General features: G+C 73.2%; 18 protein-coding genes and 1 pseudogene. 13 read left to right on the top strand and 6 right to left on the bottom strand.

Annotated features, from left to right (window positions below):
• A pseudogene (locus tag ACFVFR_RS20570) lies at positions 1-111 on the top strand (carbohydrate ABC transporter permease); the annotation flags it as partial.
• A 128-nt stretch (positions 112-239) separates the two neighbouring features.
• Here the strand turns inward: ACFVFR_RS20570 and ACFVFR_RS20575 are convergent.
• Positions 240-662 (bottom strand): cold-shock protein, encoded by a 423-nt coding sequence (locus ACFVFR_RS20575; protein WP_383703673.1) that lies wholly within the window; start codon positions 660-662, stop codon positions 240-242.
• An 886-nt stretch (positions 663-1548) separates the two neighbouring features.
• Here ACFVFR_RS20575 and ACFVFR_RS20580 point away from each other — a divergent pair.
• From ACFVFR_RS20580 to ACFVFR_RS20595, 4 genes are all read left to right on the top strand, one after another.
• Entirely contained in the window at positions 1549-2547 is a 999-nt protein-coding gene (locus tag ACFVFR_RS20580; RefSeq protein WP_383703675.1) for a helix-turn-helix domain-containing protein, read from the top strand.
• Between the two features lie 206 nt (positions 2548-2753).
• On the top strand, positions 2754-3020 hold the full coding sequence (locus tag ACFVFR_RS20585; protein ID WP_383703677.1) for a hypothetical protein: 267 nt from the start codon (positions 2754-2756) through the stop codon (positions 3018-3020).
• A 466-nt stretch (positions 3021-3486) separates the two neighbouring features.
• Positions 3487-4272: a thioesterase II family protein gene (locus ACFVFR_RS20590; protein WP_383703679.1), complete on the top strand. Its 786-nt coding sequence runs from the start codon at positions 3487-3489 to the stop codon at positions 4270-4272.
• 613 nt (positions 4273-4885) lie between these two features.
• Complete coding sequence (locus ACFVFR_RS20595; RefSeq protein ID WP_383703681.1) at positions 4886-5887, top strand: TauD/TfdA dioxygenase family protein; 1002 nt, start codon at positions 4886-4888, stop codon at positions 5885-5887.
• Between the two features lie 249 nt (positions 5888-6136).
• On the opposite strand, the gene ACFVFR_RS20600 is transcribed toward ACFVFR_RS20595, so the two are convergent.
• Entirely contained in the window at positions 6137-6520 is a 384-nt protein-coding gene (locus tag ACFVFR_RS20600) for an STAS domain-containing protein (protein ID WP_383703683.1), read from the bottom strand.
• 316 nt (positions 6521-6836) lie between these two features.
• Between ACFVFR_RS20600 and ACFVFR_RS20605 the strand changes: the two genes are divergently transcribed.
• On the top strand, positions 6837-8297 hold the full coding sequence (locus tag ACFVFR_RS20605; RefSeq protein WP_383703685.1) for an SDR family NAD(P)-dependent oxidoreductase: 1461 nt from the start codon (positions 6837-6839) through the stop codon (positions 8295-8297).
• Between the two features lie 162 nt (positions 8298-8459).
• On the opposite strand, the gene ACFVFR_RS20610 is transcribed toward ACFVFR_RS20605, so the two are convergent.
• Positions 8460-9197, bottom strand: coding sequence for a L,D-transpeptidase (locus ACFVFR_RS20610; RefSeq protein ID WP_383703687.1), 738 nt, complete (start codon positions 9195-9197; stop codon positions 8460-8462).
• A 394-nt stretch (positions 9198-9591) separates the two neighbouring features.
• On the opposite strand from ACFVFR_RS20610, the gene ACFVFR_RS20615 reads away from it, so the two are divergent.
• From ACFVFR_RS20615 to ACFVFR_RS20635, 5 genes are all read left to right on the top strand, one after another.
• Positions 9592-10269, top strand: coding sequence for a transcriptional regulator (locus ACFVFR_RS20615; RefSeq protein ID WP_383703689.1), 678 nt, complete (start codon positions 9592-9594; stop codon positions 10267-10269).
• A gap of 101 nt (positions 10270-10370) precedes the next feature.
• A complete protein-coding gene (locus tag ACFVFR_RS20620; protein WP_383703691.1) occupies positions 10371-10907 on the top strand; it encodes a pyridoxamine 5'-phosphate oxidase family protein in 537 nt (178 codons plus the stop codon).
• 685 nt (positions 10908-11592) lie between these two features.
• A complete protein-coding gene (locus tag ACFVFR_RS20625; RefSeq protein WP_383703693.1) occupies positions 11593-12639 on the top strand; it encodes a helix-turn-helix domain-containing protein in 1047 nt (348 codons plus the stop codon).
• 130 nt (positions 12640-12769) lie between these two features.
• Entirely contained in the window at positions 12770-13390 is a 621-nt protein-coding gene (locus ACFVFR_RS20630; RefSeq protein ID WP_383703695.1) for a dioxygenase, read from the top strand.
• Positions 13391-13729: 339 nt separating this feature from the next.
• Positions 13730-14143: a VOC family protein gene (locus ACFVFR_RS20635; RefSeq protein ID WP_383703698.1), complete on the top strand. Its 414-nt coding sequence runs from the start codon at positions 13730-13732 to the stop codon at positions 14141-14143.
• A gap of 91 nt (positions 14144-14234) precedes the next feature.
• Here ACFVFR_RS20635 and ACFVFR_RS20640 read toward each other — a convergent pair whose 3' ends face one another.
• Both ACFVFR_RS20640 and ACFVFR_RS20645 read right to left on the bottom strand, forming a co-directional pair.
• Positions 14235-14798 (bottom strand): DUF6328 family protein, encoded by a 564-nt coding sequence (locus tag ACFVFR_RS20640; RefSeq protein WP_383703700.1) that lies wholly within the window; start codon positions 14796-14798, stop codon positions 14235-14237.
• Positions 14789-17164 (bottom strand): phosphoketolase, encoded by a 2376-nt coding sequence (locus ACFVFR_RS20645; RefSeq protein ID WP_383703702.1) that lies wholly within the window; start codon positions 17162-17164, stop codon positions 14789-14791. Before ACFVFR_RS20645 ends, ACFVFR_RS20640 begins: the two co-directional genes overlap by 10 nt.
• Before the next feature lie 293 nt (positions 17165-17457).
• On the opposite strand from ACFVFR_RS20645, the gene ACFVFR_RS20650 reads away from it, so the two are divergent.
• Positions 17458-18858: an NADP-dependent succinic semialdehyde dehydrogenase gene (locus ACFVFR_RS20650; RefSeq protein ID WP_383703704.1), complete on the top strand. Its 1401-nt coding sequence runs from the start codon at positions 17458-17460 to the stop codon at positions 18856-18858.
• A gap of 84 nt (positions 18859-18942) precedes the next feature.
• Here ACFVFR_RS20650 and ACFVFR_RS20655 read toward each other — a convergent pair whose 3' ends face one another.
• The gene (locus ACFVFR_RS20655) at positions 18943-20421 is read right to left on the bottom strand and encodes an aminotransferase class I/II-fold pyridoxal phosphate-dependent enzyme (RefSeq protein WP_383703706.1); all 1479 of its coding nucleotides are present in this window, start codon (positions 20419-20421) and stop codon (positions 18943-18945) included.
• A gap of 785 nt (positions 20422-21206) precedes the next feature.
• Here ACFVFR_RS20655 and ACFVFR_RS20660 point away from each other — a divergent pair.
• Positions 21207-23384 carry a hypothetical protein gene (locus ACFVFR_RS20660; RefSeq protein ID WP_383703708.1) on the top strand — a complete coding sequence of 726 codons (2178 nt, stop codon included), beginning with the start codon at positions 21207-21209 and terminating at the stop codon, positions 23382-23384.
• The last annotated feature ends 549 nt before the right edge of the window (positions 23385-23933 follow it).

The following is a 23933-nucleotide window of genomic DNA, read 5'->3' on the forward strand; positions in this document are numbered from 1 at the left end:
TGGGCCGTCCTCTTCTCCGGCCTCCTCATCGCCATGATCCCCGTCCTGGCCGTCTACATCATCTTCCAACGCCAGGTCCAAGCCGGACTCACGGCGGGCACACTCAAATAGCCGCCCGCACCACGAGCACTGTTCCCCGAGGTGCCCCGATATCTTCCGGGGCCGTATCGCGTTCGCGAACGCGCGTGAGCCGCCGGGCGACAGCCCGACGGCTCACGGAAGACGTCCCGCCGATATTCCTAGTACTCCACCCAGTTGTGTTCCTGGGCCAGCTCGATGACGCGCTTGCGCGCCAACACCAACTGCGTTCCGGTGAGGGACGGAACGGCGTGCAACAGCGCCTCCGTCAACTCAAGCTGGAACTCGGCGGAGGTCAGCACGTCACAGGTGCCGTCCTCGGCCTCCGTCCGCACGCGCGGCCGCACGACGTCCCCGGACCCCGTGCCGGCCGGCGCGGAACGCTCGATCAGTCGCACGTCGGACGCCTTCAGCCCGCGCTGCCCGTCCTCGATGTCGAAAGCCACCCGCAATCCCGGGCGGAACAGAGACTTGTCGCTCCGCAGGTCGTTCGCGTGCATGAACACGTCCTCATCGCCGTCATCCGGCGTGATGAACCCATAGCCGCGGACTTCGTCAAACCGCAGAATTTTTCCCGTCGCCACCGCGAATACCCCACAACTCAGTTAATCGCTACCACAACCAGTGGCGTCATTCGCCAACGCCGCTCACAGCGTACAAGGAATCCCGTCCACGGGAAGGGCCGAGGGTCCTCGTCGTGGACCGTGCTCACCGATCCCGGCGTTGATCGTGGCGAACGCCCCCACAGGATCGGGGCGTGCTCGACGGTGCGCTCGGCGCGCCAGGCGGCAAACCGGGCGCGCTGCCCGTCGCCCGGGGCCCGGACGGCGTCCGCCTCCTCGGACGCTGACTCCCACAGACGAGCCGACGACACCCCGATCGGCCCCACCACCGCGACCAGGACGTCCCGGGCCGCTCCCACTCCCCGCCCCCGTCGCCAGCCACCCGCCGACCGGCCCCACCCCCGACGCGACGACCACCACGGCCCGACCCCGAGGGCGGGCCGACACCTCGGCGGCCGGGCACCCGGGGCGGGCGCCACGGTCGCCGCAGAGGGCCAGCGTCGGGTCGTCGCCGACGCGCCCACGGGCCTGGCGGACCAGGTGGCCGAGGCGACCTGGTCCGCGCGCGTCTCCGGGCTCACCGACGTGATGGCCCTGTGCGCGGCCGTCCGCGCACGCGGCGCGGTGATCGCCTTCGCCTTCGTCCGCCGCCGCGATCCGCACGAGAGCGCGCGGGAGAGCCGGCCGACCACCCCCACGGGCCGACTCGCCCCCTCCCGGCCGCCGGCACGACGACAACCCCGCCCCGGCCCCCGCCAGACCACCGTCCGACGCGGCGAGGACCCGGCACCGCGCACGCGGCGCCGGCGGGCCGGGACCGTGGGTGACCGAAGCACCGCTGGACCGGACACGGGCCCCCGTGTCACGTTCGAGGTCACGGACAACCAACGGGTGACGGGGGCCGAGCATGTTGGTGACGGAGTTCCGCACGGACGTCGTGCACGCCAGGGAGCGCTTCGCGCTGTGGGCGGAGTTCACAGCCCAGTCGCACATGCCCAACCGGCTGCGCAGCGACGAACAGGACGACTTCCGCGCCGCCGTGTGCGGCCTGGACCTGGGAGAGGTACGGGTGTCCGCGCTGGCCCACCCCCCTCTGGAGATCGTGCGGACCGCGAAGCTGGTCCGCCAGGCCGACCCCGAGGCGTACCAGCTCAACTACTTCCGCAGCGGGTCGGCGAACCTCTCCGTGGCCAGGGACGAGGCGTCGGCGCGCGCCGGCGATCTGGTGATGATGGACAGCAGCCGCCCCTACCGGGGCGACGTGCGCGGGGGGCCCGGCGAGTGGCCGCACATGACCGTGCAGTTCCCCCGTCGGATGCTGTCGCTGCCGGAGCGGACAGTGGCCTCCGTCCTCGCGACCCCCCTCGACGGGAGCCGAGGCATGGCCGGGGTGTTCACCCGCTGGCTGACCGACCTCCGGGCGCGCGCCGACGAGTTCACCCCGGCCGACGTTCCCACCCTGGCCGCGGTCACGCTGGACCTCCTGGCCTCGGTCATCGCCGGCCGCCTGGACGCCGAGCGGGAGCTGAGCCCCAGGGCCCGCCGGCGCGCCCTGCGGGCCCGGATCAACGCGTTCGTCGAACGACACCTGGCCGACCCCACCCTGACCCCCCAGGTGATCGCGGACGCCCACCACATCTCCCTGCGCCAGCTCCAGCAACTGCTGGCGGAGGACGGCACGTCGCCCGCGGCGTGGATACGTCGCCGTCGCCTGGAGCGCTGTCGCGAGGACCTGGCCCACCCCCGACTGGCCGCCCGCCCCGTCCAGGCCGTCGCCGCCCGCTGGGGCTTCACCAACCCGACGCACTTCAGCCGGCTCTTTCGGGCCACCTACGACATGGCGCCCCGGGAGTACCGGCAGTGGCGGCTCACCGCGTGCGCGAACCGGCAACAGCCGTGCGCGTAGGGACCAGTGCCGGCGACCCGGCCGACAGCACAGTGGACATCGCACGCCCGGGGCTCCCCAACGCCCACGGAGGACCGCGCCAGCCACGGAGCCGGCGGGCGCGGACCCGAAGCGGCACCGGCCGGGTCACTCCCGGCCGGCCGGGGCCACGGGCGCGCTTCGCACCATGTCCACCGCACACGTCGACGTGAAGAGGAACGATGCGCATGCGAGCCGCACTCGCTGGCGCCGCCTTGGGAGCCGCCCTGCTGACCGGTGGCACCACCGCCGTCGCGCAGGCCGCACCGGCCGCCACGCCCGCCGAATCGACCACGACCGTCACCCCGCGGGACACCCCCTTCAGCTGGGAACGCGTAGGCCGCTACCCCACGGAGGCGGCGTGCGTCGCCGACGGGAAGAACTCCGCCCACGCGAAGTGGGAGTGCACGCGAAACGGCAGCCGCTGGGAGCTCTGGGTGGAGACCAACTCGTGAACACCCGATAGCCGGAGCGCCGCCTGACCGGGCCGTCGCGAACGGGCCGTCGGGAACGAGGGGGGAGCGTTCCCAGACGGTCGACGGTGACACCGGCGGCACCGCCGGCTGAGCCCGCGGCGCGCCCGCTCCAGGGGTCCGGGAGTATCTCCCGGGCCCCTGGGGTGTTCCCACCCTCGGACCCCGAGCCGGCCCCGGGCCCCTCCCACCCGCCACAGCCCACCGACCGACCGACCGGCGCGCCGCGCCGACACCCGCCCGTCCACATCTGGCCACCACCCCGGCCCGTGGGCGGTGATCGGGACGCGTAAGACTCGTGGGGTCAAGCCGAGAACGAGTGACGAGGAGACCCACGATGCCCCCAGCGGCGCGAACCGAGGACGGCGTTCCCGCCGGGCCCCCACCGCCCGCCACGGGTGCGCGGCCCCGCCCCACCCACCACGGCAGTGTCACCTGCCCACGGCCGGTGTCGGACCCCACCCTGCGGCTGTTCCTCTTCCACCACGCGGGCGGCTCCCACCTCCTCTACCGAGGCTGGGCCGAGGAGTTCCCGGCCGACTGGGAGATCTGCCTGGTCAACGCCCCCGGACGGGGCAGCCTGCACGACGTGGGCCCGCTGCCCAGCAGCGCGGAACTGGTGGACTACCTCGTGGCCGACCTCGCGCCCCTGCTCGACGGGCCCTTCGCCCTCTTCGGGCACAGCATGGGTGGCCTCGTCGCGTACGAACTGACCCGCCGACTCGCCTCCGAGGGCCGACGCGTACCGCTGTGGCTGGGCGTGTCCGCCTGGGGAGCGCCCCGCGTTCCCGGCGCCGACGACGGCCGGCCGGAGGGAGCCGACGGGGCGCCGGGCGGCGGCGCGCGCCTCGCGCGGCACCTGATGCCGGACCCCGAACTGCGCGACTGGCTGCGCTCGGTCGGTGGCACCCCGGCGGAGCTGCTGGACAACGACGAGCTGTGGGCCCTGTTCGCGCCGACCTTCCGGAGCGACTTCGCGGTGGTGGACACCTGGCGCCCGACGCCCGGCGCCGTGCCACCGGAGGTGCCGCTCACCGTCTTCGGCGGCCGGTCGGACGCGGTCGTGCCACCCGCACGGCTCGCCGCCTGGGCCGACCACGCCCCGCGCTACGGGGGCCTGCACCTCCACGAGGGCGACCACTTCTACCTCCGCGACCACCAGACAGCGGTGGCGCGGCAGGTCACCGAGGCCCTCACCCCGCTCCTGCCCACCCGCACGGCAGGAGCGCGCTGACCACCCGCCCCCGCTCGGTACGCCTCAGGCCCCGACGCCCCACCCCACGCCAGCGACCCGACCCCCGCCCGACGCCCACGGTGTTGCGGCCGAGTGAACCCGGGTGAACGGCGATGAACACCCGATGCCGTCTCCACCCCCGCGACCCACCCACCCGACGCCCTCGCCGACCCCGCCCGCCGCTCCCACCACACCGGCCGGACCGCCCCGCCCGCACGCCGCGAAGCACCAGGTCAGCCTCGTGCGGTAACGGGCCGCGGGTGGGCCGGGGCAGGCGGTCGCGGGTCGCCGGGGCGGGTGTCGTGGCGCGGCGGCCGGGGGGCTCGGCCCCACCGGTGGGGTGTTGACGCGGCGCCCGGGCCGTTGTCACGCTCCCGCCCATGCCCGCCACCAGTCCGCAGCCGCCACGCCGCCCGTACGCCGTGTCGCGGGTCGCCCCCGACAGGTGTCCGTCCCGCCCGGCCACCCCTCGGCACTGACGGGCCTGGCACGGCCCGCCTCGTCACGCCACGGACCCGCGCCGGCCGGTCGCCGCCTGCCCCGTCCACGCGACGAGGCCGTCCCACCCGCCGGTCGGGCCTGTTCCGCCACCCCACACCGAAAGGGCACCGCCATGACCACCGCGCCGACCCCCGGGCTCACCGCGACCGGCCCGGTCGCGAACGAGGGCCCGCCGCGCGCCACCCGCCTCAACGGCCGTATCGGCGCCGTCATCGAGGGCGTACGGCTCGGCGGCGACCTGGACGCCGCCACGGTGGCCACCGTCCGGGCGCACATCCTGGCGCACAAGGTGGTCTTCTTCCGTGGCCAACACCACCTGGACGGGGCCGGGCACGAGGCGTTCGCCAGGTTGCTGGGCACGCCTGTCGCCCATCCCACCGTCCCCTCCGGCGACGGCCGCTACGCGCTGAGCATCGCCTCCGACCACGGCGGCCGGGCCAACCAGTGGCACACCGACGTCACCTTCGTCCCGGCCTACCCGGCCTTCTCCATCCTGCGCGCCGAGGTCATTCCGCCGTACGGGGGGAACACCCTGTGGTCCAACACCGCCGCCGCGTACGCCGAACTCGCCGCGCCGCTGCGCACCCTCGCCGACAGCCTGCGGGCCCTGCACTCCAACGAGTACGACTACGCCGCTGTCAGGCCCGACGCGAACGACGCCCAACTCGTCCAGTACCACGAGGTGTTCACGTCCACGACCTTCACCACCGAGCACCCGGTGGTGCGCGTGCACCCCGAGACGGGCGAACGCACCCTGCTGCTGGGCAACTTCGTCCAGCGGATCAAGGGGGTGTCCAGCAAGGACTCGCGCCTGCTCGTCGAGTTGCTCCAGCACCACGTCGAGCGCCCGGAGAACACCGTGCGGTGGCAGTGGCAGGCCGGTGACGTGGCCATCTGGGACAACCGCGCCACCCAGCACTACGGGGTGGACGACTCGGACGACCACCCGCGCGTGCTGCGGCGGATCACCGTCGACGGGGAGACCGCCGTCGGTGTGGACGGGCGGCCGAGCGTGCTGGTGAGCCCGGCGCGGGTGCCGAACCCGCCGTTCGGCATCGCCTCCGGGGCCAGCGCCGCCGTGGTCGGGTCGTCGGTCGCCGACTCGGCCGACTGAGCGCGGCCCGCTCGGGCCGGGTGCGCGGGCCGGGGGTCGACGCTGCCGGGCCAGGGTGGGACGGGCCACGGGCAGGGCCGGGCGCGGCGCGAGGCGCGGGCGGCCGGATGTCGGGGCGCCGGGGATCGGCCGGGGTGGCCGTGGGGGAGTGGGGCCGGAACGCGGGCGCTGCGCGCCGCCGCCCCCGTGCGGTCCCGTGGCCTGCGCCCGGGACCGGCCCGCGTCGCGGGCATCGTGCGGTGGCGCCGTTCAGGAGGCGGGGACCTCGGCCGCGCCGTCGGAGTGCGAGAGCGCGGCCGAGAGGCTGTCGTGGATCAGGAAGACCTCGGTCAGCCGGGTGGCGCGCAGCAGCTTGAGCGTGAACGAGTCGGCCACCACGATCCGCAGCAGCCGACCCCGGCGCCGCAGCCGGTTGGCGAGCTGGCACAGCACACCCAGACCGCTGCAGTCGATGAAGGTCACCCCCGTCAGGTCGACCACCACGTCGGGCTGCCGTTCCAGGTCCTGACCTGCGAGAAAGTCGCTGTTGGCGGCGGCGACGAGGATGTCTATCTCGCCGTGAAGCTCGATGATCAGGAACCTGTCAATGGTCCAACGCCTGATCGCGTAGGGGAGTTCGTACTGCTCGGACATGGGGCGCTCCCTCGCCAGTGAAGGCGGGTCGATGGTTACTCTGTGTTACTTTCCTCTGCCGTCCGGAACCCGGGGAGGTCTGTTCTCGTGTCGTTCACCCGCTGTATTCACGCCCGGGTTCGAGGCGGCTACCAGGGATGATGCCCAATTCGACGGTGATCTACCGTCGGAAGGGGAACTTCTTGTGCCGAATCCACATTCCGGCCGATGATTACTAGGAGTAGTGGGCTTCCGGGGTGAGTTTGGCGAAGTCTCACCCGCGTACGTACAGTTCGGGGGTTTGCTGGTAGCACGAGGCCGAGGGACGGTAGCGGCGATGACGGTGGCTGAGGAAAGCCCGGCCGAGGAGCAGGGGATCGACCCCGACCGACTCGCGGCCTGCCTGGGTGTGCTGGCGGAGCTCGACCGGCTGCCACTGGACCACCCCGACGCGATAGCCGTGCGACGGGCCACGGCCGGCATCTACCGGACGGTCAAGCAGCGTCGACGCCAGGAGCGGCGCGCGGCCAAGACCGCCCACGACAAGGCGGTCACCGAGGCCACCGCCACCGGCGCGGCCGACCGGATCGACGACGAGACGATGGGCATCCCGCTGGCCGCCACCGCGACCACCGAGATCGTGGGCGTGCTCCAGCGCCCCCGGTCCTGCTACATCTGCAAGACCCGGTACACCGAGGTGGACGCCTTCTATCACCAGATGTGCCAGCCGTGCGCCAAGGAGAACCGGGCCCGGCGCGACGCCCGTACCGACCTGAGCGGCCGGCGCGCGCTGCTCACCGGTGGCCGCGCCAAGATCGGCATGTACATCGCGCTGCGGCTGCTGCGGGACGGTGCGCACACCACCATCACCACGCGCTTCCCCCACGACGCCATCCGCCGCTTCAAGGCGATGCCCGACAGTCCGGAGTGGCTGCACCGGCTGAAGGTCGTCGGAATCGACCTGCGGGACCCGGCCCAGGTCGTCGCACTGGCCGACTCGGTCAGCGCCGAGGGCCCGCTGGACATCCTCATCAACAACGCCGCCCAGACCGTGCGGCGCACCCCGCGCGCCTACGCCGAGCTGATCACCGCCGAGGAGGCGCCGCTGCCGGCCGGTGAGCTGCCCGCCAAGGAGGTCTTCGGCCACTTCGGCAGCGGCAGCCACCACGAGCTGCCCGGTCAGGGCGAGCGCTCCGGCGACCTGACGCCGAACGCGATCACCGCCCTGGCGCTCACCGGCGGCTCGGCCTCGCTCGCCCGGATCGAGGCCGGCAACGCGATCGACGCCGGCGGCCTGGTGCCCGACCTGGACGCCAGCAACAGCTGGGTCCAGCGGGTGAACGAGGTGGACCCGCTCGAACTCCTCGAAGTCCAACTCTGCAACGTGACGGCGCCGTTCGTCCTGGTGAGCCGGTTGCGGCCGGCGATGGCCGCCGCCGCGGCCCGCCGCAAGTACGTGGTGAACGTCTCGGCGATGGAAGGGCAGTTCAGCCGCGGCTACAAGGGCGCCGGCCACCCGCACACCAACATGGCCAAGGCCGCCCTGAACATGCTCACCCGCACCAGCGCCCAGGAGATGCTGGAGACCGACGGCATCCTGATGTCGGCCGTCGACACCGGCTGGATCACCGACGAGCGGCCCCACCCCGACAAGGTCCGCCTCGCGGCCGAGGGCTTCCACGCCCCGCTCGACCTGGTGGACGGCGCGGCCCGGGTCTACGACCCCATCGTCCGTGGCGAACTCGGCGAGGACCTCTACGGCTGCTTCCTCAAGGACTACGCGCCCTCGTCCTGGTGACCCCGTCGGCGCGGCGGCCCGGCCGCCGCCTCACCCGGGAGCCACGGGCCGCCCGCCCGTGACCACCCGCCCCGGCCCCGAACACCTGGTGGCCCGCGCCGAGTCGGCGCGGGCCACGGGTCGTGCCAGCGGAAGAGCGGGACGTCAGCGCCCGCGGTGGTGTCAGGTGCCCGGCTTGCGACCGTAGACGAAGGTGTCGTCGCCGTTCCGGAGCAGGCTCCAGTACTTCTTGGCGTCGGCCGTGCGCATGTTGACGCAGCCGTGCGAGCCCGGCGCCGACCACACGTTGCCACCGATCGCGTGGAACGCCTGCCCGCCGTCGAAGAACTGGCTGTAGGGCATGCGCACGTGGTACAGCGTCGACCAGTGGTTGATGTTGCGGAAGTAGACCTTCTTGGAACCGGTGCGCGTCTCGTGTCCGTCGCGGCCGGTACGCACCGGCACCGGGCCGTACACGAGCTTCTTGCCGTCCTGTATCCAGCTCAGCTGTCGGCCGAGGTCCACACACGCGATACGGCCCCGGTTGGTCGGGCACTTCTTCGCCTTGTTGGGGTTCTTGCCCGCCGCCCGCTGCTTGCCGACCAGGTCCATCATGGAGCGGGTCACCGGCCCCGCGTAACCGATGTTGGGGGAGATGGCGTGTGCCGTCTGGAAGGAGCGGATGGCCCGACAGTCGGCGGCAGACTGCTTGCCGTCCACCGGGCGGCCGAGGAACCTCTCGGCCTGCTTCTGGTACGGGCCCGCCTTCGCCGTACAGGCGCTGGCCGCCTGCGCGCTGCCGCTGCCCAGCGCGACGCTCAACGGCACCGTCAGGCCGGCGATGCCCAGCAACACCCCCACCCGGCGGCCCACTGCCCGGCGCCTGCTCCCGCGCGGGCCCTGCTCGTTGCTCTCGTTCATTCTCATGCCTCATATGACTGTTCATATGACCTCTTGGTTGCCGGTGACGACGGCGAAATCTCGCGAGGTCCACCCCCGGTGTCCCGCCCGCCCGAACCCCTCCGCCCTCGCGGCCCGCACACCCACCACCGACCGCCCAACCCGCCGCCGGAAACGGTGTGTTCCCGCCCGGCGAAGCGGCCGGAGCGCCGAGGCGTACGCGATCTTCGACGGGCTCCCGAGCCGGTGCGGGCGACCCGGGGCGCGCCCCGCCCCCGCCGTGGGCCCCGCGCGCTGGCCCCGTCCGGCGCGGATCGCCGCCGGGCGCGGGGCGGCGCGTGAGAGCGTGGGGCGGGCGGGTGCCGGCGCGGGCCGGGACCGGCGAGCCGGACGACGACCCACGGGAGGTCACGCGATGGCGGCCAGCGCGGCAGAGCGACTCGACGCGGCGGTACGACGGCTGACGCCGCCGCCGGACGCCAACCGGCTGGTGCCGCTGGTCGCGGCGGGGACGGCGCCGCTGGGTGCCGTCGCCACCCTGGCCCTGGAGCAGTACCGCATCATCGACAGCGACCGGCGCGCCTTCCTCCACCTGGCCCAGCGCTCCGTCGACGAGCCGGCCATCAGCACCTTCTTCACCGCGATGGCGGACGGCGAGTACATCGCCATGACCCGGCTGCACGACCTGGCCGCCACCTGCCGGCTCGACGAGGCGACCGTACGCGGCTACCACCCCCGCTCCGGCTGCCAGGCGTATCCGGCGTACCTGGCGTGGCTGGCACTGAACGCCGAACCCGCCGACGTCGTCCTGGCCCTGGTCGCCAACTTCGCCGCCTGGGGCGCGTACTGCGCGGCGATGTCCGACGGGCTGCGCACCCACTACGGCTTCGACGCCCGGGCCTGTGGCTTCTTCGACTTCTTCGCCCAACCGGCGCCGGGCGACGCGGAGCGGGCGCTGGCGGCCGTGCGGGCCGGGCTCGACAGCGGCCGGCTCACCGAGGCCGCCGACCCGTACGGGGACCTCGTCCTGACCTACGAGCTGATGTTCTGGAACACGTTGGCCGACGTCGCGCCGGTCCGCCCGCCCCGCTGAGCGCCCGCACCCGGCCCCGCCCAGCCCCACCACCCGGCCCCACCACATGGCCCGCCGTAATCCGGACCGAGGGTGTCGGGTATGGGCGAGAGCATCGCGCCATGACGACGAGTTGGCACGACGTACGCCAGGCGGCCCCCGCGCTCGCGAGCCGGGTCGAGGCGAGCTTCGCGGCGCACCGACACCACGTCCTGGCGACCCTGCGCGCCGACGGGTCTCCTCGGGTGACCGGCCTTGAAGTGGCCTTTCTCGGCGGCGAGGTCTGGCTTGGCATGATCTGGCACTCCCGTAAGGCGCTGGACCTGCGGCGCGACGCGCGGCTGGCGGTACACGCCAACCCGGGGCCGGGAGCGGACCTGCTGGCGGGGGACGCGCGGTTCGGCGGGCGGGCGGTGGAGGTGACGGAGGGCCCCGCGCGAGCGGCGTACATCGCTGAGATCAAGCCACCGCAACCCTTCCACCTGTTTCGTATCGATGTGAGCGATGTGACCCACACACTGATCATCGACGGCGACCTCCGGCTGTGGACCTGGCGGCCGGGAGGGGGCCCACGGACCGTGTGGCCGCACGGGCGGGCGGCCTCGGGCGCGTCGGGCGGCTCCCGGGACACGGGCCAGGAGGCGGGGGAGGGGTGCTAACCGCCCTGGCCGTGCGTGGCTTGACCTGGGGCGTTGTCCGCGCGCTCGGGTGGGCGGGGCGAGGTGGGCCGGCCGGTTCGGCCCCGGCCGGCGCCGTGTCGCGCGGGGCGGGGGCGTGGGAGTAAATGGGAAGGGAAGGGGCAGCCGGTCGGTGACGGGCGGATTGTCCGTGCACGCGAACCACAGGAGTTTCCTCATGGCGTACGACATCACAGCGATGACGGTGCCGCCGATCTACCCGGAGCCCGTGCCACCCGGCACGCCCGACCCAGTCCCGCCGACGCCCACGCCACCCCCCGGTCCCGGTCCCGGCCCAGGTCCGGGGCCCGAGCCGGGCCCGGTGCCGCCTCTTCCGCCGGACCCGGTCCCCGCGCCGGGACCCACACCGGGGCCCGAGCCGACCCCACAGCCGGACCCGGTGTAGGGCAGGCGGGCCGGCCGGGCCGGCGCGCTGTCACGGTGCCGTCCGGGGCGCTCGCCCCGGGCGGCACCGCCATGCCCGGCGCCGGGCACCGAGCGATACCGGATATCCACCCGGAGCGGGCACACGCTGGATGAACCAAGGCGACAACGGGCTGAATTCATGGCTTTCCCAGGCCATGTGGCGGCCTAGGCTAAGGGCGGGGCATAGGGCGACGGCATGAGGGCGCGCGAGCGCGCGAAGCAGAACGGAGCATGACCTGCCATGCCCACATCGTCCGCGGATCTCTACCACGTGCCAGGCGAGCAGGCGGACTGGACGCCCGGCGTCGACCCCGTACCGCTGCACCGGCTCTCGGTGCCGGCCCCCAACATCCTGCCGTTCGCGATCGGCACCTTCGACAGCATCGGGCCGCTGTCCCGGGCCGCCTTCCCCCACCGGCACACCTTCTACGAGCTGCTCTACGTCACCTCCGGCACCGGCACGCACGTCATCGAGCAGGTCCCCTGGCGACTGCGCCCACCCCATCTGTGTGTGATCGCGCCCGGCCAGGTGCACTACTGGGCCGGGGTGCGCGACCTCCAGGGCTGGGTCGTCCTGTTCACCGACGACTTCCTGATCTCCCACCCGGAGGACCGGGCCGTGTTGCGGCGGCTGGCCGAGCGGCCCTGGCTGCACCCCGAGCCCGACACGGCGCCGGCGCTCGCGGCGCTGATATCCGACATGGGACGCGAGTTCCGGGAGCGTGAGGACGGCTTCATCACCGTGCTGCGTTCCTACCTGCATGTGCTGACCGTCCGCGCCCAGCGGCTGCCGGGCGCGCTGCCGCCCGAGGAGGAGGCCGTCGGCCGCTCCACGGCCGTGGCCCGACAGTTCGCACAGCTGCTGACCATGCACACACGCACCGGGGGCGCCGTGGAGCCACTCCGTACGGCCGGTGCCACCGCGGGACAGTCGGCCGTACGCGCCACCGTCGGCGCCTACGCCGTGCGCATCGGGGTCTCCGTGGGCTACCTCACCGAGGCCGTCAAGCGCACCACCGGGCGGACCCCGGGCCAGATGATCCGGGAGGCGGAGATCCGGGAGGCCAAACGACTTCTGGCGGCCACCGGACTGACGGTCAGTCAGGTAGCGCGCGAGGTGGGCTTCTCCGACCCGGCGTACTTCTGCCGCTTCTTCCGCCGCGAGACGGGCGTCAGCCCGGGGGACTTCCGCCGTCAGGCGGACCGCGATCCGGTGCCGCCGACGGCCGCCCGGCCTACCGGCGGGAATCACCACGTTCGCCGAATCGAGTCCATCGACCGGCCCTGAGCGCTCCGCATAAGTTCAGTCCCGCTCGTACGGCCAGCACGACTCACCCCCAAAAAATGACCGCGGGAGGAACACCGTGGAAGGCGAGAACACTCAAGACCCCCAGGCGCACGAGGTGTCGCGCAGAGGCATGACCCGCAAGACGCTGCTCAAGGCGGCGCTCGCGGCGGCCCCCCTGCCGATCGTGCTCGGTGGCGTCTCCTGGGCGAAGGACGACCGGACGCCCTCGGGGCAGCCGCTCGCGCCCACCCCGTACTGCGACGACAACGACGACCCGACGCCGCCGCAGATGGAGGGCCCGTACTTCAAGCCCAACTCGCCCCGTCGCACCTCGCTGATCGAGTCGGGGATCACGGGCACCAAGCTGACGCTGACCGGCTACGTCTTCGGCCTGTCGTGCCGGCCCATCGCCAACGCGCTGCTGGACTTCTGGCAGGCGGACGTGCGTGGGGCCTACGACAACCGTGGCTTCCGGCTGCGCGGTCACCAGTACACCGACGCCCAGGGCGCCTTCAAGCTGGAGACCATCGTCCCCGGCCTCTACCCGGGCCGCACCCGGCACATCCACGTCAAGGTGCAGGCCCCGAACCGGCCCATCCTCACCACCCAGCTCTACTTCCCGGGTGAGCCGGGCAACAACAGCGACCCGATCTTCCACCCGGCGCTGCTGATGGACGTCTCCAACGGTGGTGGCGGGAAGCTGGCGAAGTTCGACTTCCTGCTCAACGTGAACCAGCGCGCCGGTCGCTGACGCCCTGGTGAGCACCTGACCACCTGAGCCCACCGCTCGAACCGTCCGCTGCCCCTGCACCACTTCCCCACACGCCGCGCGGCGCGGCTGGTGCGCACGCGTCGCGCGGTCAGGGCACGGCATGGTGGAACGGGTACCGCCCCGCTCGCCTTCCTCGCAGGGCGAGCGGAGCGGCGCCGCGTCCGGCATCGTGGGACGGGCGAGCCTCCCCGCTCATCGCCCGCCCGCCCCCACGTCCCCGGAAGGTGGCACCGTGCCCGCTCCCCTGCCTCGCCCCCGCTCACCGCTGGCCAGGGACGCCGACCCGCTTGCGGGGCCCGGCCGGTGGGAGGCCGCCCGGTGATCCTCGCCCTCGTCCTCGACTGCGCCGACCCGTGTGCCCTGGCCCCGTTCTGGGAGCAGGCGCTCGGGTACCGCGTGGTGCGCCACAACCCGCCCTTCGTCGCCCTCGGCGATCCCGCCGGCGTCGGCCCCGAACTGCTGCTCCAGGGGGTGCCCGAACCCAAGCGCGCCAAGAACCGTATGCACCTCGACCTGCGCGTGCCCCACATGGAGCCCGAACTGGCCCGGCTGCGCGCGCTGGGCGCACGACAGGTGCGGGGCCCCTTCGTCGACAACGGCTGGCTGACGACCGTGTTGCGGGACCCGCAGGACAACGAGTTCTGCGTGCTGGTCGCGCCGTCGACGACCGACCCCACCACCGGGGCGGACCCCGGCGCCACCACGAGCCCGGACCCGGACACCGGGGTGTGACGGGGAACCGGCGGCCACCCAGGCTCCGACCCGGCGCCACCCGCGACGCCCCGCGGGCCGGTGCGGGCCGCGTCCCCGCCCGGACGCCCGGTCAGACCTGGTCGCCGCCGCCTCGCGGCGCGCGTCCCCGGCGGCGTATCCAGTACGCGGGCAGGAACCAACACCCGGTGAACCAGACCAGTACCGCCCCCACCAGCCAGCCCGCCGCCGCGTCCGAGACCACCACCCGCAGGATCAGCAGCAGCGCGGAGCCGATCGTGCACAGCAGCAGGCCCAGCCCGGTCAGCGTGCAGCGCGAGGCCCAGACGACCGTCTGCGGCTTGACGCCCCAGCCGGTGACGAACCGGTGGATGGAGACCGGGGCGATCAGCGCCCCGGTGGCGCCCGCCCCCAGCAACACGGTGACCACGTAGATCGTGCGGTTGGTGTCCGACAGGTCGGGGAAGCGCGGTGTGAAGGCGACCGTGAGCAGGAACGCCAGCAGGATCTGCACCCCGGTCTGCGCGACCCGTACCTCCTGGAGCAACTCGGCCCAGCGGCGGTCCGCGCGCTCCTCCCGGCTCTCGTCCCGCCCGTTACGGCCCGCCGGCGGGATGGGCGCGCTCCCGTGGGCCGTGGCTCCCCTCGGCCGGTCGGCCGACTCGCTCACGCCCATGACCAGTCCCGCACCTCGGGCAGGTCCTCCCCGTGCTCCCTGATGTACGCGTGGTGTTCGGTGCGCTTGTCCTTCATGCGCTGGCGCACCGCGATGGCCGTCAGCGCCAGGCCCGGCACCCGGTCGATGACGTCCATGACCAGCCGGTAGCGGTCCATGTCGTTGCGGACGACCATGTCGAACGGGGTGGTCGTGGTGCCCTCCTCCTTGTAGCCGCGCACGTGCAGGTTGGCGTGTCCGGTGCGCCGGTAGGTCATCCGGTGGATCAGCCACGGATAGCCGTGGTAGGCGAAGATGACCGGCGCGCCGGTGGTGAACACGGCGTCGAAACCGCTGTCCGGCAGGCCGTTCGGATGGTCCTCGGGCGGCAGCAGTCGCATCAGGTCCACGACGTTGACCACCCGCACCGCCAGCTGTGGCAGGTACGCCCGCAACAGGGACGCCGCGGCCATCACCTCCGTCGTCGGCACGTCACCGGCGGCGGCCAACACCACGTCCGGGGCGCGCCCGGTGTCGGTGCCCGCCCAGTCCCAGACGCTGACGCCCCGGTGGACGTGGTGGATCGCGTCCTCGACGGACAGCCAGTCGAAGGTGGGTTGCTTGCCCGCCGCGACGATGTTGATCCGGTCCCGGGTGTCCAGCGTCCGCGCGGCCACCGCGAGCAGCGTGTTGGTGTCCGGCGGCAGGTAGACCCGGATGGTGTGCGGGTCCTTGTTGACCATGTGGTCGATGAACCCCGGGTCCTGGTGCGAGAAACCGTTGTGGTCCTGGCGCCAGACGTGCGAGGTGAGCAGGTAGTTCAGTGAGGCGACCGGCATCCGCCAGGGCAGCTCGCGCGCGACCTTGAGCCACTTGGCGTGCTGGTTGGCCATCGAGGTGACGATGTGGATGAATGCCTCGTACGAGGAGAACAGCCCGTGTCGCCCGGTCAGCAGGTAACCCTCCAACCAACCCTGGCAGTTGTGCTCCGAGAGCATCTCCAGGACCCGTCCGTCGCGGGCCAGGTGTTCGTCGGTGGGCAGGATCTCGTCCTGCCACCCCTTGGCGCTGGCCTCGTACACGTCCTGGAGTCGGTTGGAGGCCGTCTCGTCCGGCCCGAAGAGCCGGAAGTCCCGCCGCTCGGCGGTGGCCCGCAGCACCTCGCGCAGCAACCCGCCCAGCGCGCGCGTCGGCTCGTGGAGCGTGGCGCCCGGCGTGCCCACCTCGACGGCGTGGTCGCGGATGTCGGGCAGCGGCAGCGAGCGCAGCAGCAGGCCGCCGTTGGCGTGCGGGTTGGAGCCAAGGCGTCGCGCGCCGCTGGGCACGTGGCCCAGCACCTCGGGGCGCGGGCGGCCCTTGGCGTCGAAAAGCTCCTCGGGGCGGTACGAGCGCAGCCACGCCTCCAACCGGGCCAGGTGTTCGGGGTGTTCGCGCACTTCGGACAACGGCACCTGGTGGGCGCGCCACGTGCCCTCGACCGGCTTCCCGTCCACCTCCCTGGGACCCGTCCAACCCTTGGGCGTACGCAGCACGATCATGGGCCAGCGGGGCCGGGCGGCCGTGGTCGTGTCACCGGCCCGGGCCCGTCTCTGGTAGGCGGCGATGCGGTCCAGACAGGTGTCGAGCGCGGCGGCCAACCGCTGGTGCACGGTGTGCGGGTCGCTTCCGCTGACGTGGATCGGGTCGTGCCCGTAGCCGCGCAGCAGGTCGTCCAGCTCCTCCCGGGGCAGCCGGGCCAGCACCGTCGGGTTGGCGATCTTGTAGCCGTTCAGGTGCAGGATGGGCAGCACCGCCCCGTCGTGCACGGGGTCGAGGAACTTGTTGCCGTGCCACCCGGTGGCCAGGGGTCCGGTCTCCGCCTCGCCGTCCCCGACGACGGCCGCCACCAGCAGGTCGGGGTTGTCGAAGGCGGCGCCGTAGGCGTGGCTGAGCGCGTAACCCAGCTCGCCACCCTCGTGGATCGAGCCGGGCGTCTCGGGCGCCACGTGGCTGGGCACCCCGCCGGGGAAGGAGAACTGGCGGAACAGGCGCGCCATCCCCGCCGCGTCGCGCGAGACGTCCCGGTAGACCTCCGAGTAGCTGCCGTCCAGCCAGCAGCAGGCCACGGTGGCCGGGCCGCCGTGGCCGGGCCCGGTGACGTGGATGGCGTTCAGGTCGCGGGCGCGGATGACGCGGTTGAGGTGGGCGTAGACCAGGTTGAGCCCCGGGCTCGTCCCCCAGTGACCGAGCAGTCTGGGTTTGATGTGCTCCGGGCTCAGCGGCTGGGTGAGCAGGGGGTTGTCCAGCAGGTAGATCTGCCCGACGGCCAGGTAGTTCGCGGCCCGCCAGTACCGGTCCACGGTGGCGAGGTCGTGATCGGACAGCGGTGGTGCGGGGGCTGTGGCCATGCCGCGGCCTTTCTTCTGTGGGGGGCGCCGACGCCTCACGTCTACCCACCCTCGCGCCGTCATGCCTGGCGCGCGAGCCCGGGCCCGTACGGGAGCGACGCCCGCCGGGGGCCACGGCGCGGGGGCGCGGACAGGGGGGCTGGGGAGCGCGTTTGCGGGGTACCCGGAGGGCCTGCATGGTCGAACGACGGGGTCGCGGCCCGCGCGCCACGCCCCGCGCCCGCCTGACGCGCGGCGCGGCCGACGGCGGCGGGCCGGCGCCCCCGGGCACCGCGAGCCAAGGAGGCACCCCCATGCCCATCGCCACCGTGAACCCGGCGACCGGCGAAACCCTCATGACCTTCGAAGCGCTGAGTCAGGAGGCGGTGCGCGAGCGGCTGGCGCTCGCGACGGCCGCCTTCGCCGACTACCGCACCACGAGCTTCGCGCACCGCGCCGAACTGCTCCACCGGGCCGCCGACCTGCTCGAAGCCGACCAGGAACCGGTCGCGCGGGTCGTCACCACCGAGATGGGCAAGACGCTGGCCGCCGCCCGCGCCGAGGCCGCCAAGTGCGTGAAGACGATGCGCTGGTACGCCCGCAACGCCGAGCACCTGCTCGCGGACGAGCAGCCGGCCCCCGACGACGTCGCCGACTCGGGCGCCGTCCGCGCCTTCGTGCGCTACCGCCCCGTCGGCCCGGTGCTCGCCGTCATGCCGTGGAACTTCCCCCTGTGGCAGGTCGTACGGTTCGCCGCGCCCGCCCTGATGGCCGGCAACGTGGGCCTGCTCAAACACGCCTCGAACGTGCCACAGACCGCGCTCTACCTGGAGGAGCTGTTCCGCAAGGCGGGCTTCCCGGTCGGTGTCTTCCAGACGCTGCTGGTCGGCTCGGGAGCCATCGAGGGCATCCTGCGCGATTCCCGGGTGGCCGCGGCGACCCTGACCGGCAGCGAGCCCGCCGGGCGGTCGGTGGCCGCGATCGCCGGCGACGAGGTCAAGAAGACCGTGTTGGAGCTGGGCGGCAGCGACCCGTACCTGGTGCTGCCCTCGGCCGACGTCCGGCGAGCGGCGCGCACGGCCGTCACCGCGCGGACCCAGAACGCGGGCCAGTCCTGCATCGCCGCCAAGCGCTTCATCGTGCACGAGCGGGTCTACGACGCCTTCACCGAGGAGTTCGTCGCGGGCATGCGAGCCCTGCGGGTGGGCGACCCGACGGACGAGGAGACCGACGTGGGGCCGCTGTCCAGTGAGTCGGCCCGCGAGACGTTGGAGGAGCTGGTCGACGACGCCCTGCGCCACGGGGCGAACGCCCTGTGCGGTGCCCGCCGCCCGCCGGACCAGCCGGCGGGCTGGTTCTACGAGCCGACCGTGCTCACCCGCCTGGGTCCCGAGGCGCGCATCCACCGCGAGGAGGCGTTCGGACCCGTCGCCTCGCTGTACCGGGTCGCTGACCTGGACGAGGCGATCGACCTGGCCAACGACACCTCCTTCGGGCTCAGCTCCAACGCGTGGACACGCGACGAGGCCGAGCAGGAGCGACTGATCCGCGACCTGGCGGCCGGTGGCGTCTTCTTCAACGGCATGACCGCCTCCCACCCGGCGCTCCCCTTCGGCGGCGCCAAGCGCTCCGGCTACGGGCGCGAGCTCGCCGGCCACGGCATCCGGGAGTTCTGCGAGGTCACCACGGTCTGGTACGGCCCCCCGAACGGGTGACCCGCAGCCGGCGGGAGGCCACTGGGGAGCGCCCCGGCGCGAGGCTCGCCGGGGCCGCGCGGTGAACCTCCCGCCGGGGCGGCCTCAGTCGGCCCCGGCCGCGCGCACCAGGACCCGCAGTGTGCGCAGGCCCTGGTCGGCGGCGTCCGGGACGCGCATCCCGGCGGCCACACCGGTACGCAGGTAGCGCAGCACCGGTGTGGTCAGCCGCTCGCCCGGCAGTGCGGCCGGAATGCCCGGCGGGTAGGGGGTGAGCATCTCCGCCGCGATCCGCCCGGCCGCCTCGTCCAGCGGCACGTCCTCGACCGTGCCGAAGTAGGCGTCCCGTGGCAGGCACACCTGCTCCAACCGCAGCTCCGCCGATGTGGGAACCGCCACCGCGGGCGCGTCCCGCAGCTCCGGCAGGTGCCGCACCAGGTCCCGCAGCGCCGCCAACAGCGGCTCCGTGGTCCGCTCGGAGTCGGCGTGGGTGAGCTGGGTGCTGATCCGCCGGTGGTCGACGAGGTGCGCGTCCACCCCGTGCCGCTCCCGCAGCCACCGCGCCGCCCGGTACCCGGTGGTGCCCGTCTCCGCGAGGTCGATCACCACGGGCAGCGGGTCCAGGTCCGCTGCGCGTCCAGGGCCGACGAAGTCGGCCCGGTCGCCCACGTGCAGCCCCGGCATCGCCTCGATCTCGGCCCGTACCCGGTGGGCCAGGTCGAGCGCGGCGCCGATGAGCCGGTGGCCGTGTTCGACCATCTGCCGGCGCCAGCCGTCCAGGCCGGCGTAGATGAGCACCGAGGGGCTGGTGGTGCCGAGCAGGTCGGCCCGGGAGGCGAGTGCGGCGGGGTCGATCAGGTCGCCACCCAGGTGGAAGACGGACCCCTGCTCCAGACCGCTGCCCATCTTGTGGATGCTGGTCACGCACACGTCGGCGCCGGCGTCCATGGCCCAGGTCGGCAGGTCGGGATGGAAGGGCAGGTGGGCGCCCCACGCCTCGTCCACGATCAGTGGCCGTCCGCGCCGGTGGCACACGTCCGCGAGAGCCGGCAGGTCAGCGCACGCACCGTAGGGGGTGGGGCTGGTCACCAGCGCGCCCCGGGCGTCCGGGTGCCGGGCGAACGCGGCCTCGTAGGCATCGGGCGCCGGCGGGTGGGCCAGCCGTCGCTCGGCGTCCCACTGCGGCTCCACCCACACCGGTCGTACCCCGGACAGGATCAGCCCCGCGACCACGGCCTTGTGCGCGTCCCGGCCCACCAGCAGCTTCTCCTGCGGGCCGGCCACCGCCAGCATGGCCGCCTTGACCGACAGGGAACTGCCGCAGGTGGAGAAGAACGTGAGCCGCGCGTGCACCGCCTCGGCCATCAGCTCCTCGGCCCGCGCCAGCACCCGGTGTGACTCCTGATGATCGTCGAGGCCGCCGATGGCCAGCACGTCCGAGGCGAAGGCGGCGTCCCCGAGCACCGCCCGCACCCGAGGGTCGGCGCCCCGTGCCTGTTTGTGTCCCGGGGGTGAGTACGACAGCTCGTCGCTGTTCCGGTAGCGGTCAAGGGCCCGCAGAATCGGCGCTTCGCTCTGGTCCATGGAGCGACGGGTTCCCCGTGAGCGCGAGACCTACCAGCGCCGTACGCCGACCGTGGCCGCCTCCCTACGCACCGTCCCGGGGCGGGGCGTCGAGCAGTGTCGCGCGGGCGATCTCGATGGCGTGATCTCTGCGCCCCAGGTGACATCAGAGACATGTGGGACCGGCCACTTCGATACGGTTCGCCCACACCCTCACCTCGTGGCGCCACTGGGAGATGCCCTGTCCGGAGCGCTCCACGGTAATTGGTCGCTGCATCAACTAACCCCGCAAAGTGTGCATTCACGACAGGCGCCATTCGGCCGATTTCCCGCATCAGCCGTTCGCTATCCGGGCACGAGCCATCCTCGTGGCGTCCTCTAGCGCATGTTGGTCTTGACCATTGGCGTCGCAGGTCACCCCAGGGGGCAGAAGTTACCCAGGGGCGCGGGCCGAGCACGCAAAGGTACGCCGGCGCGCGGTGGGGACCGGTCACAGAAGAGTAAGGACTGACGAATTCCGGATCGCTACCTGTCCGTACACCCGCGCGGTGCAACCGGCATGGCGCACTATGTGTGGGGCAGCCGAGGGGGTGCGATTCCCGCTCGGCTCGTGACGTGCTCACGACCGTGGCCCGCGGTGCTCTCAGGCGGCGTGTGTGTGGGGATGGGGAGCCCCGGACGCATCGCCTCCGCATTCGCTATCCATCACCTCGCGCCGCAGCGGCGTGCTCCGGCACGCCGTGGTGCGCGACTGCCCACGCGTCGGCGACCACACGGGCGTCGACCATCCCTGGGGGGATGACTTCATGGGTCATGTGACCCGGCTGGCCGTTGCCTGCGCGACGGCCGCCTTACTCGCTGTCGGCCTGCCGACATCCGGCGCCGGCGCCGCCCCGGCGCCGGCACCGAGAATCGATCTGCGCGTCCTGGTCGTCGACGACGGCGGGCCCGCCACCGCCGCGATCGCGGCCGAGCTCGACAGCGCGGGCACACCGCGCACCACCGTCTCGCTGAGTGACACCGGGCGGCCCCGCATCGACGCGGCCTTCCTCAGCGACACCGTGGATGGCCGACCCCGCGCCAAGTACCAGGCGGTCGTGCTGCCCAACGACAACCCCTTCGGCGCGGGTTCAGCGGAGATGTCCGCGATCGCCGCGTACGAGAAGCGGTTCGGCGTCCGCCAGGTCGACGCGTACACCTACGCACGCCCCGAGGTCGGGCTGAACTACGCGCAGAACCCCGGCTACATCGGGCCGTTGGACGGGCGCACCGCGAAGGTCACCACCGCTGGCGCGGCCGGACCGTTCGGCTACCTCGACGGCGACGTGCCCTTCGAGAACAACGACCCGGCCGTCACCGAGAGCTACGGCTTCCTGGCCGTGCCGCTCGCCCAGCAGCCGGGCGACGGGACGTTCACCAGCTACGTCGACGCCCCGTTGGAGGGCACCACCGCCAGGGGGACGCTGGTGGGCGAGTACGCCCACGACGGCCGCCGCGAACTGGTGGTCACCTTCGTCTACAACCAACACCAGCGGCAGTACCGCCTGTTGGCCCGGGGCATCGTGGAGTGGCTGACCCAGGGCATCCACCTGGGCGCCGACCGCAACTACCTCTCCGTGCACGTGGACGACGTCCTGGGCGCGGACGACCGGTGGGACAGCGAGCTCAACTGCACGCCCGGCGACGTGGACTGCGGCTCGGCCGGCAACGGCGCCGAGCCGGACCCCATCCGCATGACCGCCGAGGACGCGGACTACGCGCGCACCTGGTCCGCCGCGCACGGCTTCACCATCGACATGGCGTACAACGCCGGTGGCAGCGAGGCGCACCGGGAGGAGAACGGCGGCGAGGACCCGCTGGCCGACCAGTTCCTCGCCGACCAGCACTCCTTCCGCTGGGTCAACCACACCTACAACCACCTCTTCCTCGGTTGTGTGCAGGACGTCAGCGTCGTGCCGTGGAAGTGCGCCACCGACATCCTCGGACGGACGCGGTGGACCAGCGGCGCCACCATCGCCCAGCAGATCGAGGACAACCTGGACTGGGCCGGCCGCTACGGGCTGGCCGTGGACCGTGGCGAGCTGGTCACGGGCGAGCACTCCGGGCTGGCCACCCGCCCGCAGCAGCCGCAGGACAACCCGGAGCTCGCCCCCGAACTGCGCGAGAGCGAGATCTCCTGGCTGGCCAGCGACACCTCCCGCGAGTTCGGGCAGCGGGCCGTCGGCCCCTCCCTGACCGTGCCCCGCTACCCGATGAACATCTTCTACAACGCGGGCCGGGTCGCCGAGCAGGTGGACGAGTACAACTGGATCTACGCCCGCAAGGCCGACGGCGGCAGCGGCACCTGTGAGACCGCGCCCAACACCACCTGCCTGCCCGCGGCGCTCGACCCGGTGACGGGCTACGCCTCGTACATCGTGCCCCTGGAGTCCAACATCGGGCTCTCGCACGCCACGAGCAACGACCCGCGCCCGCACTTCATCCACCAGTCCAACCTGGCCGAGGACCGCATCGCCTACCCGGTGCTCGACCGCATCCTGCGCGAGTACGGCGCCCTGTACGCCGACAACACCCCGCTGGTCAACCCGCGCATGCGGGAGGCCGGAGCGGAGCTGCGACAGCGCGCGGCCTGGAAGAGCGCGCTGAGCTCCGGCAAGGTCACCGCCTACCGGATCGGCAACACCGTCACCATCAAGGCGCCCACCGGCACCGACGTGAGCGCCACGCTGCCCGCCGGCACCGAACAGCACACCGAGGAGGGCGGCGCCCCCTTCGGTTCGCCGTACGCCGGCCTGCGCTCGGGGTGGGCCTCGGCGGGCGAGGACGCCAGCGAGATCGTGCTGACGCTGACCGACGCCGGGACCCCGACCGACCCGCCGCAGCCCGACCCCACCGACCGGCTCGCGGCCCCGGCCAAGCGCCTCCCGGTGCCTGACGGAACCCGCCACCCGGTGCCGTACGGGCCCGGCGACACCAGGTTCTGAGCTCGGCCCGGCGCGGGTGAGCCACCCCGCGCCGGTCGGCGGTCCGCCACGGTGGGGACCGCGCGCGGTCCACGTCGCCACGTCGGCTGGCGGGCCTGGCACCACGGGCCCGCCAGCCGGCCGGACCCCGCCACGCGCACCACCGCCCCGACCGACGCGCCGCACGACACCCCGGCCCCACCCCACCGGCCAGCGACACCCGGCACCGCGTACACACCCCGGGCGCACGAGTCACCCAGCGCTCCGCGACACCCGGCCCGGCGACACACCCGGCCCGGCGACACACCCGGCTCGGCGACACACCCAGCTCGATGACACACCCGGGGCACGCGCCACCCCGCGCACCCGGCACCGAGGCACCACCGCGCACCACGGCACAGCCCGGATGCCGGGGAGAGTCACCCCGCACCACGGCCCCACCCGGCGCCAAGCCCCACCCCGCACACCGTGGCACCCGCACCCGGCACCACCCCGCACCAGGCAGCCTGACGCGGCGCCCCACACCCGCGCCGAGGCACACCCGCCCGCACCACCCCGCGTCACGCCACG

This window comes from Streptomyces sp. NPDC057702 (assembly GCF_042799315.1).
Classification (GTDB): Bacteria; Actinomycetota; Actinomycetes; order Streptomycetales; family Streptomycetaceae; genus Streptomyces.